Source organism: Streptomyces sp. NPDC002623 (assembly GCF_053592635.1).
This window is the reverse complement of the sequence record NZ_JBSFWB010000010.1, coordinates 242,945-257,297: the sequence shown is the minus strand read 5'-3', so window position 1 is coordinate 257,297 and position 14,353 is coordinate 242,945. Positions and strand designations below refer to the sequence as shown.

At 72.9% G+C, this 14,353-nt stretch carries 9 protein-coding genes; 3 read left to right on the top strand and 6 right to left on the bottom strand.

What is annotated here, in order from left to right:
- The 3 genes from ACWD4O_RS20690 to ACWD4O_RS20680 all read right to left on the bottom strand — a co-directional run bounded on the left by ACWD4O_RS20690 (window position 1) and on the right by ACWD4O_RS20680 (window position 3,327).
- On the bottom strand, window positions 1-2,223 hold the full coding sequence (locus tag ACWD4O_RS20690; protein ID WP_451281644.1) for an NHLP family bacteriocin export ABC transporter peptidase/permease/ATPase subunit: 2,223 nt from the start codon (window positions 2,221-2,223) through the stop codon (window positions 1-3).
- Entirely contained in the window at window positions 2,220-3,026 is an 807-nt protein-coding gene (locus ACWD4O_RS20685; protein WP_451281642.1) for an HlyD family efflux transporter periplasmic adaptor subunit, read from the bottom strand. Before ACWD4O_RS20685 ends, ACWD4O_RS20690 begins: the two co-directional genes overlap by 4 nt.
- Before the next feature lie 85 nt (window positions 3,027-3,111).
- The gene (locus ACWD4O_RS20680) at window positions 3,112-3,327 is read right to left on the bottom strand and encodes a type A2 lantipeptide (protein WP_450944873.1); all 216 of its coding nucleotides are present in this window, start codon (window positions 3,325-3,327) and stop codon (window positions 3,112-3,114) included.
- A 795-nt stretch (window positions 3,328-4,122) separates the two neighbouring features.
- On the opposite strand from ACWD4O_RS20680, the gene ACWD4O_RS20675 reads away from it, so the two are divergent.
- Window positions 4,123-5,595, top strand: coding sequence for a S1 family peptidase (locus ACWD4O_RS20675; RefSeq protein WP_451281640.1), 1,473 nt, complete (start codon window positions 4,123-4,125; stop codon window positions 5,593-5,595).
- 126 nt (window positions 5,596-5,721) lie between these two features.
- On the opposite strand, the gene ACWD4O_RS20670 is transcribed toward ACWD4O_RS20675, so the two are convergent.
- The gene (locus tag ACWD4O_RS20670) at window positions 5,722-7,866 is read right to left on the bottom strand and encodes a SpoIIE family protein phosphatase (RefSeq protein ID WP_451281639.1); all 2,145 of its coding nucleotides are present in this window, start codon (window positions 7,864-7,866) and stop codon (window positions 5,722-5,724) included.
- A gap of 181 nt (window positions 7,867-8,047) precedes the next feature.
- On the opposite strand from ACWD4O_RS20670, the gene ACWD4O_RS20665 reads away from it, so the two are divergent.
- Window positions 8,048-10,492, top strand: a complete 2,445-nt coding sequence (locus tag ACWD4O_RS20665) for a SpoIIE family protein phosphatase (RefSeq protein WP_451281733.1) — start codon at window positions 8,048-8,050, stop codon at window positions 10,490-10,492.
- 12 nt (window positions 10,493-10,504) lie between these two features.
- Here ACWD4O_RS20665 and ACWD4O_RS20660 read toward each other — a convergent pair whose 3' ends face one another.
- Window positions 10,505-12,442, bottom strand: a complete 1,938-nt coding sequence (locus ACWD4O_RS20660; RefSeq protein WP_451281637.1) for a glycosyltransferase family 2 protein — start codon at window positions 12,440-12,442, stop codon at window positions 10,505-10,507.
- A 110-nt stretch (window positions 12,443-12,552) separates the two neighbouring features.
- On the opposite strand from ACWD4O_RS20660, the gene ACWD4O_RS20655 reads away from it, so the two are divergent.
- On the top strand, window positions 12,553-13,047 hold the full coding sequence (locus ACWD4O_RS20655; RefSeq protein ID WP_451281635.1) for a metallophosphoesterase family protein: 495 nt from the start codon (window positions 12,553-12,555) through the stop codon (window positions 13,045-13,047).
- 187 nt (window positions 13,048-13,234) lie between these two features.
- Here ACWD4O_RS20655 and ACWD4O_RS20650 read toward each other — a convergent pair whose 3' ends face one another.
- Window positions 13,235-14,329, bottom strand: a complete 1,095-nt coding sequence (locus tag ACWD4O_RS20650; protein ID WP_451281633.1) for an XdhC family protein — start codon at window positions 14,327-14,329, stop codon at window positions 13,235-13,237.
- Window positions 14,330-14,353 lie beyond the last annotated feature (24 nt).

Genomic DNA, 14,353 nt, shown 5'->3' with positions numbered 1-14,353 from the left:
TCAACGCTCCCTGACCAGGGCCGCGTACGAGCCGCCGCGCGCCACCAGTTCCTCGTGCCGCCCGCGCTCCACGACCGTGCCGTGCTGGAGCACGACGATCTCGTCGCTGTCGCGCACCGTGCTGAGCCGATGGGCGATCACCACGCATGCACAGCCGCGCCGGCGCAGGTTGTCCATCACCGCCTGCTCGGTCTCCGCGTCCAGCGCGCTGGTCACCTCGTCCAGCACCAGGATGCTGGGCCGGCGCACCAACGCCCGCGCGATCTCCAGACGTTGGCGCTGCCCGCCGGAGAAGTTGCGGCCGTCCTGCTCGACCTTGCTGTGGATGCCGCCGGGCCGCCGCAGGACGACGTCATAGAGCGCCGCGTCCCGCAACGCCTCGACGACCGCGTCGTCCGGGATCGACGGGTCCCACAGCGCCACGTTGTCGCGGACCGAGCCCTCGAAGAGGAACACCTCCTGGTCGACGAAGGAGACCGACGAGGCGAGCGCCCCGCGCGGGATGTCCTCCAGCCGCTGCCCGTCGATGCGGATCACGCCCTCCCAGGGCGCGTACAGGCCCGAGATCAGCCGGGACACCGTCGACTTGCCGCTGCCGGAGCCGCCGACCAGCGCCACCTGCCGCCCCGGTCCGACGGTCAGGTCGAATCCGGTCAGCAGCGGTTTGTCCAGCGGGCTGTAGCCGAAGGTGATGTTCTCCAGCTCCACGTGACCCTGGAGCCGGCGCGTGGATTCGGCGCCGCCGCGCCGGTCGTGGAGCGGGTCGGCGCGGAAGTTCTCCACGTCCTTCAGCCGGGCCACGTCCGCCGCGAAGTCCTGGATCCGGCCCGCGACGCCGTTCAGCCGGGTCAGCGGCGCGGTGAAGCGGGTGACCAGCGCCTGGAAGGCGACCAGCAGGCCGACCGAGATATGGCCCTCGATCGCCCGCATACCGCCGATCCACAGGATCAGCGCGCTGTTGAGCGAGGCGAGCGTCGGCGCGACCACGCCCAGCCAGGCGCTCGGCACCCCGAGCCGCTGCTGCTCCTCCAGCGTGGTGGCGTGCTGCCCGGCCCACTTGCGGAAATAGCCGTCCTCACCGCCGGTCGCCTTCATCGTCTCGATCAACTGCAGCCCGGTGTAGGCCGTGTTGGTCAGCCGCGCGTTGTCCGCGCGCAGCTTCGCCGTACGGGTCGCGCGCAGCCGGATGACGATCCGCATGGCGACGATGTTGAGCAGGGCCACGCCGATGCCGACGTACGTCAACTGGGGGTCGTAGGTGTAGAGGAGGACCGCGTAGAGGACGACGACCACCGCGTCCACGCCCGCCGAGGCGAGGTCGCGGGACAGCGTCTCGGCGACCGCGTCGTTCGACTGGAGCCGCTGGACCAGGTCGGCCGGGCTGCGCTGGGAGAAGAAGGTCACCGGCAGCCGCAGCAGATGCCGCAGGAAGCGGGCGCTGGAGAGGGTCGAGGAGATGATGCGGCCGTGGTGCAGGTTGGCCTGCTGGAGCCAGGTCAGGGCGACCGTGAGCGCCACACAGGTGCCCATCGACGCGAACAGCACCTCCAGCAGCGAGGTCTGTCCGCCGATCAGGAACATGTCGATATAGGTCCGGCTCAGCGCCGGCACGGCCGCGCCCACCAGGACCAGCAGCAGGCTCGCCAGCACGGCCGCCGGCATGGTGCCGGCCGTGCCGCGCAGCCGGGCGGGCATCGCGCCCAGCACCCCCGGCTTGCGCCCGCCCCGCTCGAAGTCCGCGCCCGGCTCCAGCACCAGCACGACCCCGGTGAAGCTGCCGTCGAAGTCCTCCATCGGCACGAACCGCCGGCCCTTGCCGGGGTCGTTGATGTACACGCCCCGCCGGCCGAAGCGCCGGCCGAGGCCCTCGTAGACGACGTAGTGGTTGAACTCCCAGAAGAGGATCGCGGGTGTGCGCACCCCGGCGAGGGCGGCCAGGTCCATCTGCATGCCCTTGGCCGTCAGGCCGTAACTGCGGGCCGCCTTCAGCAGGTTGCTGGCGCGCGAGCCGTCGCGGGAGACACCGCACGCGATGCGCAGCTCCTCCAGCGGGAGGTGCCGTCCGTAGTGGCCGAGGACCATGGCGAGGGACGCGGCCCCGCACTCCACGGCCTCCATCTGGAGCACGGTGGGCGTGCGGACCGTCTTCACCCGGCTCTTGGGGACCGTGCGCCGGGGCGGCGCGGCCTTGCGGCGGCTGCGGGTCTGCTCGGTCGCGGTCACGGGAGCAGCCAATCGACGGGACGCTGGTCGGTCAGCCGGATCGAACCGGTCGCCATGGTCATGGAGGTGAGCGCGAACGGCGGCCCGTCCGCCGAGGACCACTTGTAGCCGCTCTTCGTCGCGGAGGATCTGTCGAGGCGGACCAGGACCGCCACCGGGCGGCCCTCCTTCGTGAACTGCCCGCCCAGCTGGCTGTCGCCGAGGAACGCGGCGATCTGCTGCGCCGACTGGGCCGTACGGTCCACGGACTTCACATGGCCGCGCAGCACGCCGTACTCCTGGGACGGCACGGTCTGCACGGTCAGATCGACGGCCGCGTCCTCGGGGATCGACGCGGCGTTCTCCGCGGGGACGTACACCGTCGCGTACAGCGGGTCGTCGGCGTCCGCGACCTTCTCCACGGCGGCGACGTTCGCGCCGGTGGCGATGATCTGCCCGATCGTGGCGGCGAGCGCGGTGATCCGGCCCGCGGCGACCGTCCGCACCACGGCGTCGCCCTCGGCCGTGCGCACCCTCAGCACGGGGGAGTCGGCGGGCAGCCGCTCGCCCTCCTTCGCGAGGACCGCCGTGACCTGGCCGGCGGCGAGGCTCTGGAGGATGTAACTGCCTTCGCCGTGGGTGAGGACGGCGGGCGCGCTCACCGTGGACGTGACCGAGCCGGTCACCGCCCACACGGACGCGGCCGCCATGACGACCACGGTCACGGACAGCACCAGCCAGCCCTGCGGGCGCGCGAAACGCACCGGCAGGTCGAGTTCCTCCGGCGACTGGAGCTTGGCGAGGGCCTGTTGGCGGAACTGCACGGGACTTCCCTCGGGAGTTCGGAGCACCGATGAGTCCCGGAGCCGGGTGACGGCTCCGGGACTCAAGGGGTCACACAGGGCGCGATCAGAGACCGGCGACCAGGTTGGTGACCGGGGCCGTGTTCAGGCCGGTGACACCCTGGACGGTGCCGACGACCGTGTCGACCAGGCCGGAGACCGGGGCGATGCCGTCCACCAGGCCGGTGACGGTGCCGAGGGCGTTCAGGGACAGACCGCCGGAGACGTTGTCCAGCTCGGCGTCGGAGATCTCGACGGTCTCAACCTGGGGGGTGGAGTTCATGGTGGAACTTCCCTTCACATGGATATCTCATAAGGGGGGAGCGGCCCCCTCTGGGGACAGACGACGGCCGCGGCCGAGAGCGCCGGACACCCGTTTCCGGGAGGCCCCGACGGCCCTGCGGTGCGATGGATCAAAGCAGGTCCGCCGCCGGGGCTTCCAATCAAACCCCTGTCCCACCTGGGCACTTGCGTCACAGGAGTGTTGAACCGTGCAGGACCGGGCACGGCTTGTCGCCGACTTCTTCACACCTCGGGGCGGATTCGCTCGGATGAGCGCGCTGCGCCCTCGCGGCGAATCCGACACTCCCGCCCCAATGGCATGCCCGGTGCCGTCGAGTTGTGCAGAACCCCGGCTTCCAGTGACCTGCTTGGGCATTCGATGTGCAGATTCTCCGAAACCAGGATTCCGGCCCCCGATCCGAACGGAACGTCGTCGACCGACCACGAACGGTGTCGGTCCGGAAGTGCCGACGTGAGTGCCGAGTGATCGTGGGCGAGATCCAGCCATCCGAATCGATCGTCAAACGCCGGAACGAGGTCGGCTGCCGGACCGTCTTCCTCAGTTCGACGGCTCGCAGACGAGAGGTTTAGGGGGTCGTCATCGCCATTTGGGCGGTTGTCCGCCCGGCGGCCGGGTCGGGCGCGGGTCATGGCCGATTCAGCGTTTCGCAAAGGAAGTTGGCAAACGCGATTGAACGCACCACGCGCCTCCTGCGTACCCATGACCAACCAGGCGCCGCTGTACGGAGCTGCCGGACACCGGCAGCAGACCCCGTCCCCCAGGAGGTCGAGTTTTTTGAGTCACAAGCGAGTTACGAAGCGCAAGGTCATCATCGCCGCAGGCGCGGTGGCGGCGCTCGGAGCGGCGGCCATCCTGCTTCCCCAGGCCAACGCCTCCCAGGACGGCGGCTCCAACGACGCCACCGCGGTGAAGACCCTGAAGGCAGGCGACGCCTCGGACCTGGCCTCCCAGCTCGCCGAGCTGCTCGGTGAAGCCTTCGCCGGTTCGTACTACGACAGCGAGGGCCAGCAACTGGTCGTCAACGTCATCAATGTCGAGGGCGACGACATCAACATCGACGGTGACGAGAACCAGGTCATCGTGCAGGCCAAGAAGGCCGGCGCCAAGATCCGCCAGGTCGACAACAGCACGGCCGAGCTCGAGGCGGCCGCGGCGACGCTGAAGAAGGAAGCGACCATCCCGGGCACCGCCTGGGGCGTCGATCCCAAGACGAACAAGATCCTCGTCACCGCCGACTCCACGGTCACCGGCACCAAGTGGGACCAGCTGGAGTCGACCGTCCAGACCCTCGGTTCGGGCATGGCGACGATCCAGAAGTCGGCCGGCACCCTCAGCACCAAGGTGGCCGGCGGCGACGCGATATTCGGCGGCGGAGCGCGCTGCTCCCTCGGCTTCAACGTGACGGCGGGCGACGGTTCCCCGGCCTTCCTGACGGCCGGTCACTGCGGTGTCGCGGCCGAGCAGTGGTCCGACGCGGAGGACGGCGAGCCCATCGCCACCGTCGACCAGGCGACCTTCCCCGGCGACGGCGACTTCGCGCTTGTGAAGTACGACGACCCGGCCACGGTGGCCGCGAGCGAGGTCAACCTCGGCGACCAGACCCTCCAGATCACGGAGGCCGCCGAGGCGACGGTCGGCACCCAGGTCTTCCGGATGGGCAGCACCACCGGTCTCAACGACGGTCAGGTTCTGGCCCTCGACGCCACCGTCAACTACCCCGAGGGCACCGTCACGGGCTTGATCCAGACGGACGTCTGCGCCGAGCCCGGCGACAGCGGCGGCTCGCTCTTCACCCAGGACGGCCAGGCGATCGGCCTGACCTCGGGTGGCAGCGGCGACTGCACCGTCGGCGGCGAGACGTTCTTCCAGCCGGTGACCACCGCTCTGGAGGCCGTCGGCGCGACCCTCGGCGACGGCGGACTCGGTGCCGGTGACGAGGTCGGCGGCGAAGAGGCCGGCGCGGGCGCCGTGGACGAGAACGGCGACGGCATCGACGACAACACCGGCGAGGCCATCGTCGAGGGCGGCGGTGAAGAGGCCGGCGCGGGTGCCGTGGACGAGAACGCCGACGGCATCGACGACAACACGGGCGAGGCCATCCAGGGCGGCGGCGAGGAAGCCGGCGCTGGCGAGGCCGGCGGTGACGCGGTCGGCGGCGAGGAAGCGGGCGCGGGCGACAAGCAGGGCGCCGGCAACGAGGACCAGCAGGGCGTCGAAGAGGGTGCCGAAGGCACCGAGACCCACTGATCGCCGATCACCCCACAGATCAGACTGATCACCGACTGATCAGCGACCACTGATCGGACGCACGGTCGAACGGTCCGGCCCTCCGGCGGGAGGGCCGGACCGTCGTGTTCTGCGCCGCGTCCCGCCTCATGTCGCCGGTGCCGACGCCCGCAGCAACAACAGGGCGACGTCGTCGATCCGTTCCTCCGCCGCCGCGTAATGTCCCACCAGCGCGTCGGCCAGCTCCTCCAGCGGACGGTCCCCGGCCTCGCCGAGGCGCGTCCCCAGCTCGGCGACCGCGTCCTCGATGTCCACCCCCGGCGTCTCGATGAGCCCGTCCGTGTAGAGGGCGAGGACACAGCCGGGGGAGAGCTCGACCTCCGTCGTCGGATACGTCGCCGAGTCGTCGATGCCCAGCAGCGGGCCGCCCGCCAGATCCAGGACCCGCACCCGGCCGTCCGCCCGGCGCAGCAGCGGCGGCGGATGTCCGGCCCGGGCCATGACCGCCCGCCCGCGGGCCGGGTCCAGCCGCAGGTACAGACAGCTGGCGAACAGCTCCGAGCCCAGGTCGATCAGCAGCCGGTTGGTGCTGCGCATGACCTCCCCGGGCTCCTGACCCACCGTCGTGTACGCGCGCACGGCCGTGCGGATCTGCCCCATCAGCCCGGCCGCGGTCACGTTGTGCCCCTGCACGTCGCCGATCACGGCCACCGGCAGCGGCTGCGAGGGCACCAGGTCGTAGAAGTCCCCGCCGATCTCCATCCCCCGGGTGGCCGGCAGATAGCGGGCGGTCGCCTCGATGCCGGGCAGCGACGGCAGCGAGTGCGGCAGCAGCGCCGCCTGGAGCCCGTGCGCCAGCCGGTGCTTGACGTCGTACAGCAGAGCCCGGTCCAGGGCCTGCGCGATCAGCCCGGCCAGGCTGGTCAGCACCGCGCGCTCGTGCGTGGAGAACGTGTGCGGTTCGGCGTAGGCCAGCACACAGGCGCCGACCGGCCGGCCGGAGGCGATCAACGGCAGGAAGGCCCAGGCGGCGAAGCCGTCCGGCCTGGTGTGCCGGGCCGGATACAGATGATTCAGCTGCTGCCAGGACTCGAAGAACGCCGGGACGCCGTGGGTGACGGCGTGCCCGCCCGGATTCGGCTCGCTCAGCGGCATCCCGTCGAACCGCTCCACCGTGTGCGGGTCGGGATACCCGTGGTGCCCGAGCACATGCAGCCGGCCGGCCCGGGCGCCGAGCAGCGCCAGGGCCTGACTGCCCACCGCCGGCGCGATCTCGTCCGCGACCAGCCCCACCACGTCCTGCACGCTGACCGTCTCGGTGAGCGCCCCGGCCAGGCTCAGCGCCTGTGACATCGACACCAGCCGGGTCGGCGCGTCCTCCGACCGGGGATCGGCCGGGCTCATCTCCGACACGGCCCGGGCCCGGCTGATCCGGACGCTGAGCCCGGTGGTGCTCGGATACATCCGGAACGACAGCCACTGCGACGGCGGGCGCAGCGCCACGAACGAGGTCGCGTTCTGGCTGATCAGCGCGGCCCGGTAGCGCTCCTCGTACATGGGGTCGTTGAGCCACGGCATGGTCGCCCACAGCTGCGAGCCCAGCAGCCCGCTCACCGGGACGCCCAGCAGTTCGGAAGCGGCGGCGTTGGCGAAGCCCACCCGCCCGCTCAGATCCAGCGAGCACAGCCCGTACGGCAGCCGGGCCACCATCCGCGCCGCCTCCAGGGTGCCGAGCGTGTCGGCGATCCCGCTCATCGGCCCCGCGTCCACCACATCGGCCTCGGGGCGCAGCGAGAGGTTCTGCGCCGCCGCGCGCTCCAGCCGCAGCGCGAGCCGCTCGCAGGCCGCCGTCAGCTCCTGACGCTCCCGGTCGGACAGCTCCGTGGGGTGGGAGCCCGGCCAGGTGACGAAGACCGCCCCGTACACCCGGGACTCGGTCGCCACCGGCAGCGCGGCCAAGGCGAACGGATACGGCAGGACGACAGCGATCCGCGGATAGCGGCGGGCCATGTCCTCCTCGCCGCCCACCCACACCAGCCGTCGTTCGCGGGCCGCCTCGGCGACCGGGATCGGCGCGCTCAGCCCGACCCGTTCCCAGGGTGCCGCGAAGGCCCGGGGCAGCCCGGCCACCACCGCCATCTCCAGTACCGGATCGTCGCCCCGGCGCAGGTAGACGGCACCGGAGTGCGCCCCGACGTCGTCCATCATCGACGTCAGCGCCAGGGAGAGCAGCGGCCGGCCGACCGGTGCCCATACGGCCGCCGGAGCCTGGCCGGATGTCTCCTCCGGCACGGCGACCACCTCCTCGCCCGGCGCAGCGCGGGTCCCGGGCTCCAAATCTGCCCCCTTGCGGCCCAGTGCGCACGGCGAGTGGCCCGTCGACCCGGGAGTGACCGTGCACCCCGTCCCGTCGACCTCCGTGGAACAGGCGCAGGGGCTGCGCACGGGCCCCTTTGGCGCTGTAATTGCGGACGTGGTCAGTGAGGGTGCGGGGGAGCGCGGAACGGGACCTCGGCGTGCCGAGATCGCCCTCAAGACGATCACCGCCGATCCCGCCTCGCCCGAACGGGTGCGGCGCACGCTCGAACAGGCGCTCGTCTTCGCCGGCGCGGCCCTCGTCGCCGTCTACACGCCCGGCGAGGACGGCGAACTGCTCCGCCTCGTCGAGTCGGCCGGCGTCCCCAGGACCCTGTACGGGCTGCGCGAGAGCTATCCGCTCGACGGCCGTTCGCCCGCCGCCGACGCCCATCGCACCGGGCGGCCGGTGTGGCTGGGCCCGGCGGAGCTCGCCGACTGCGCGGAGTCGCGGCGGATGCCCGCGCGTGACGTCCACCTGGCCGCACTGCCCGTCCAGGGCGGCGCGGGCGGCTGTCTGCTCGCCGTCGGCGAGCGTCCCGGCGGGTTCGACGCCGACGACCGCGCCTGTCTGGAACTCGTCGCCGAGGCCGTGGCCCTGCCCGCCCCGGCCGCCGCTCCGGTGGAGGGCGAGGAACTGCGTGCCAACGCCTTCAGCCTGGCCATGGACACCGGCCGCGTCGAGGTCGGCGACGAGATCCTGGACCTGTTCCCGTTGAGCCGGGCCGAGTTCGACGGCCGGGTGGAGACCCTGCTGGGGCTCGCCGTGCCCGAGGACCTGCCCTCGCTGATGTCCGTCGTCGAGGCCGACCACATGTCGATCGGCGAACGCGAGCTGGAGTTCCGGGTGCTCCAGCCCACCGGGCCGCCGAAGTGGCTCCGGCTGCGCGGCCGGCTGCTGCCCGGCCGCGACGGCCGCGCCGCACGGCTCGTCGGCACGGTCGCCGACGCCTCCACCCTGCGCGACGAGGTCACCGACGTCGCCCGCGTCCAGCGGCTGGCCGCCGCGCTCGCGACCGCCGGCACCGTCCGCGATGTCAGCCAGGCCGTCGTGGCCTCGCTGCGGGGGCCGCTGGGCGCCGATCGGATCGCGCTCGCCGAACTGGAGAACGAGCGGCTCGTGGTCACCGTCCTCGACCCGCCCGAACCCGAGTCCTGGCCCGAGCTGTGGCAGCAGGAGTGGCGCTCCGAGTGGCCCGACGCGCCCGTGCGGGCCATGCCCACCCTCGCCGCCGCCCTGCGCGAGGGCCGCGCCCGGATCTGGCCCGCCGGCACCGCCCTGGAACCGGCCCTCGCCGAGGTCGGACCGGGCGGCCTCGCCGTGCTCCCGCTGTCCGCCGGGGGCCGTATGGCGGGTGCCTGTCTCATCGGCTGGGACGAGCCGCACGAGTTCGGACCCGACGAACGCGCCCTGCTCACCGCCTCCGCCGCACTCGCCGGACAGGCCCTGATGCGCGCCCACGCCTTCGACGCCGAGCACGAACTCGTCGGCATGCTCCAGCGCCAGCTGCTGCCGCGCCGGCTGCCCAGACTCGCCGGCGCGGTCGCGGTCGCCCGCTACCTGCCGGCCACCGCCGGCCTCGACGTCGGCGGCGACTGGTACGACGTGATCCCGCTGCCCGACCACCATGTCGGACTCGTCATCGGCGACGTCCAGGGACACAGCACGGCCGCCGCCACCCTCATGGGCCAGATGCGCACGGCCCTGCGCGCCTACGCCGCCGAGGGGCACCCGCCGGACGTCGTCGTCTCGCACGCCAACCGGCTGCTGCTCGAACTGGAGACCGACCTCTTCGTCACCTGCTGCTTCGTCGACCTCGACATGGAGGAGGGCACCGCCTGGTGCGTACGGGCCGGTCACCCGCCGCCCGTGCTGCGCCGCCCCGACGGCTCGACCGACATCGCCGAGACGGACGGCGGCCCGCCGCTCGGCGTCCTGACCCGGGCCGAGTTCCCGATGACCCCGCTGCGGCTCGCGCCCGGCACCGTCATCGCGCTGACCACGGACGGCCTCGTGGAATCCGCCGACCTGGACATGGACACGGGCCTGGACCGCCTGGCCCGCGCCCTGTCCGCCGCCGACCCCGCCCACCTCGGCCTCGTCGCGGACACCCTCCTCGGCCACGCCCACCGCGGCGACGACGTCGCCCTGCTCCTGATCCGCTACGACGGCATGGCCGTCAAACCCCTGCGCGAGGGCTGGACGGTGTGGCGGGTGCCCGAGGCGGCCCGGCAGGCCCGCCGCTTCACCCGCCGCGCCCTGCGCGCCTGGGGCGTCACCGACCCCGCGATGGACGCGGCCCTCCTCGTCGTCTCCGAACTGGTCACCAACGCCCTCGTGCACACCGACGGCCCGGTCCGCCTCGACCTCACCCTGATCGGCCGGCGGCTGCGCGTCGCCGTCACCGACGCCTCGCCCCGCAGCCCCGTGAAGCCGACCGCCCTCGGCTGGGAGGCCACCGGAGGCCGCGGCATCCTCCTCGTGGAGGCCATGTCCGACACCTGGGGGACGGTCCCGGTCAGCGGCGGCAAACAGGTGTGGAGCGAACTGCCGCTGGAGTGATGAACCGGCCGGTCACCGCCGTCGGATCGTGATCCTGCCGAGCGTCCGGTACAGCGCCCGGCGCACCCTGCGGGCCGCGCGCCGTGCGCCGCCCGGCTGAGGCGCCGGCACCACCAGGACACCGTCCGCGTCGATGTGCAGCGCGAAGGGCAGCGGGTGGAAGCGCGCCCCGGGTGCGCCGGGGGTGAGGCACACGGTCGTCAGCCAGGTCCCGCCGGTCAGCTCGCCGAGCGGCAGGACGGCCGCCAGCCGTCCGCCCGGCGACAGCGTGCCGGAGATCTCGCGGGAGCCGCCGGACCGCGCCCCCGTCAGCCGCAGCAGCGCGGGGGCGGTCTCGGGCACGTGCAGGGGCAGCACGATCCGGAGCCGTTCCTCGACGACGGTGACGTCCCCGGCCGAGACCCGGCCCAGGCCCAGCCGTCCGCTCGCGTGACCGACGTCCAGCGCGAGGCTCGCGTGCCGGTCGGTCCAGTAGGGCAGCACCACGCGGCCCCCGACGACCCCGGCGGGCGGCGTGGGACGGCCGTGGCCATGGCGGGGCGCCGGCCCCAGCCGCAGCTCCTTGGTCCAGCCGCCCAGGCCCACCCGGACCCACACGTCCCACAGGCCCTCGCCGGCCGGGTTGCCGCTGACCGCGGTGGCGGGGTCGACGGTGGCGGTCGCCCGCAGCACGAGCCGCACCCGGCTGCCGTCGCCGGCCGGAACCGTCTCCCGGACCACCTCCGCCGGCTGGAAGTACTGCGCCGAACTCGCCCGCTCGCGCAGCAGCAGATCGGGCACGGCCCGGTCGAACCGGCCCACGGTGTCCGTGCCCAGCCATCGCACCGCCTCGGCGACATCGTGCGGCGGCCACCGCGGGGAGCCCCCGGCCGACGGGAACGTCATCGGCCCGCCGTCGTGCATCAGCTCGGCGGTGAAGGAGATCCGCAGCACGCCGCTGCGCCATTCGACGTCCTCCGGGTCGACGGCGAGCTCGACGCCGGTCTCCCATTCCGCGAACGCGACGACGTCGTCGTAGCGCGCCTCGGCGGCCAGCGCGGCGACCACCCGCTGGGTCGGCTGCAACGGCCCCGCGACACCCGGCCCGAACCGCTCGACGACCACCGCGTGGATCTCCTCGAACAGCTCCCTGCGGTAGTCCTCGGGCAGGTCCAGGAAGCGCCGGCCGCGCAGCCGCTCCACCATCTCCACCCGCAGCCACCGCCGGAACAGCCGGTCGCGCAGCGGACCCGGCTCGGTGTACCGCTCGACGACGTCGAGGGCCTCCCGGAGGTTCTTGAAGTACCCCGCCGGGTCGAACGACCGCAGGCTCACGTTCCCGCCGTCGTCCCGTCTGACGTGGTAGTAGCAGACGTAGTCGGCGAGCACGCAGACGTTGTCCGCGCGCAGATAGGCCTCGGTGACGAAGACATGGTCCTCCAGCCTGCGCCGCCCCTCGGGGAAGCGCAGCCCGATGCGGTCCAGGAACGCCCGGCGGACCATCTTGTGCGGGGTGAGGCTGTCGATGAGCGGCGCGTTCTCGACGGTGGCGCGCGGCCGGTTCGTACGGAACAGCTCCACCGGCACCCGGCGCCCCCGGCCGGCCGTCTTGCCGACGACCACGTCCGCGTCGTTGGCGACCCCGTAGCCGTACATCCGCTCCAGGGCCTCGTCGCCGAGGTAGTCGTCGCTGTCGACGAACATGACGTACTCGCCGTGGGAGGCGTCGATGCCGACGTTGCGCGGCTTGCCCGCCCAGCCGGAGTTCTCCTCGTGGATCACCCGGACCCGGGGGTGCTCGGCGGCCAGCGCGTCGAGCAGGGCCGGGGTGGCGTCGGTGGAGCCGTCGTCGACGAAGATCACCTCGTACTCGTCCGGCGGGAGCGACTGCCTCAGCAGCGAGGCGACGCAAGGCTCGAGGTAGGGACCGGGGTTGTACACGGGGACGATGACGCTGACCTTGACCGGCATCGGGCTCCTGGCCCCCTTGCTGGATCGCTCTGCCGTGCGCGGGGCGGCGGGTGCGCGTGGCCCGATGCTAACCCCGCCGACCGCCCCTCACCTGTCCGTAGTCTGAGGCCGTGCGCCTTCTTCTGATGTCCGACACCCACCTCCCCCAGCGCGCCAAGGAGCTCCCCGCCCCGCTGCTCGACGAGCTCCCGCGCGCGGACGTGGTGATCCACGCCGGGGACTGGGTCGACACGGCCACCCTCGACCTGCTGGAGAGCCGCAGCCGCGCCGTCGTCGGCGTGTACGGCAACAACGACGGGCCCGACCTGCGCGCCCGGCTGCCCGAGATCGCCTACGCCGAACTGGACGGACTGCGCTTCGGCGTCGTCCACGAGAGCGGCCCCGCCCAGGGCCGGGAGGCCCGGTGCGCCGCCCGCTTCCCCGACCTGGACGTTCTCGTCTTCGGCCACAGCCACATCCCCTGGGACACCACGGCCCCGGGCGGACTGCGGCTGCTCAACCCGGGCTCCCCGACCGACCGCCGACGTCAGCCGCACCGCACCTTCATGACCGCCACCGCGGCCGACGGCCGGCTCACGGACGTCGTCCTGCACCGGCTGCCGTAGGACCGCGGACACAGGACCGGGCCGCCCCGGCCGAGTGGGCTCGGGGGCGGCCCGGAACTTGCGAGTGTGCGTTGCTTCAACGGACCTCCTTCCTTCGTGAGACGAAGGGAGGACATGCATGCCTGTCCTTCTGGCCGCCTACCCCGCTCCACGCGTCCTACACCTCCTTTCGGCCGACTGCGGCTGATCAGCGGTGGATGGTCCCCGCCGTGGCCGTCAGCGGGGCGCCGCTGCCGCCCCAGCGCAGCGCGACGATCTCGGCGGCCACCGACACGGCGACCTCCTCGGGCGTCCGGGCCCCGAGGTCCAGCCCGACCGGTGAGCGCAGCCGGGACAGCTCACGGTCGGTGAGGCCGGCCTCGACGAGCCGCGCCCGCCGTTCGTCGTGGGTCCGGCGGCTGCCCATCGCCCCGATGTACGCGGCGGGCCCGCGCAGCGCCACCTCCAGCAGCGGCACGTCGAACTTCGGGTCGTGGGTCAGCACGCAGATCACCGTGCGCCCGTCGGTGTCCGTGCCCCGCAGATACCGGTGCGGCCAGTCCACGATCACCTCGACGCCGGTCGGGAAGCGTTCGGGCGTGGCGAAGACCGGGCGGGCGTCGCACACCGTGACCCGGTAGCCGAGGAAGTCGCCGATGCGGGCCACGGCGGCCGCGTAGTCGATCGCGCCGAACACCAGCATCCGCGGCGGCGGCGCGAAGGAGTGCAGGAACACCGAGACGGCGTCCTCCCGTCGCTCACCGCGCGGCCCGTAGTGCCGTACGCCGGTGACGCCGAGGGCGAGTTCGCCGCGCGCGTCGGCCGTGACGGCGGCGTCCAGTCCGTCCGTGCCCAGGGTGCCCGAGGTCCGGTCCGGCCAGACGGCGAGGGCGGCCCCGCGCGGTGCGGGACCGTCGGTGACCGTGGCCACCGTCACCGGCTCGCCTGCGGCGACCGACTCCGCGACCGCGCCGAACGACGGGTCCAGGCTCGCGGTGACGGGCCGCACGAGCACCGTGATCTCGCCGCCGCAGGTCAGCCCGACGGCGAAGGCGTCCTCGGCGCTGTATCCGAAGGTCTCCAGCCGGGCCGCGCGGTCGGTCACCACCTCTTGGGCCAGTTCGAACACCGCGCTCTCCACGCAGCCGCCGGAGACACCGCCGACCACCTCGTCGTCCGGCCCCACCGCCATCGCCGCGCCCGGATCGCGCGGCGCGCTGCGGCTGACGGCGACGACGGTGGCGAGCCCGAACGGCTCGTCGGCCGCGTACCACTCGCTCAGCACCGGGAGAATTTCGCGCACGATTGAACCGTAATGCGTTGACCA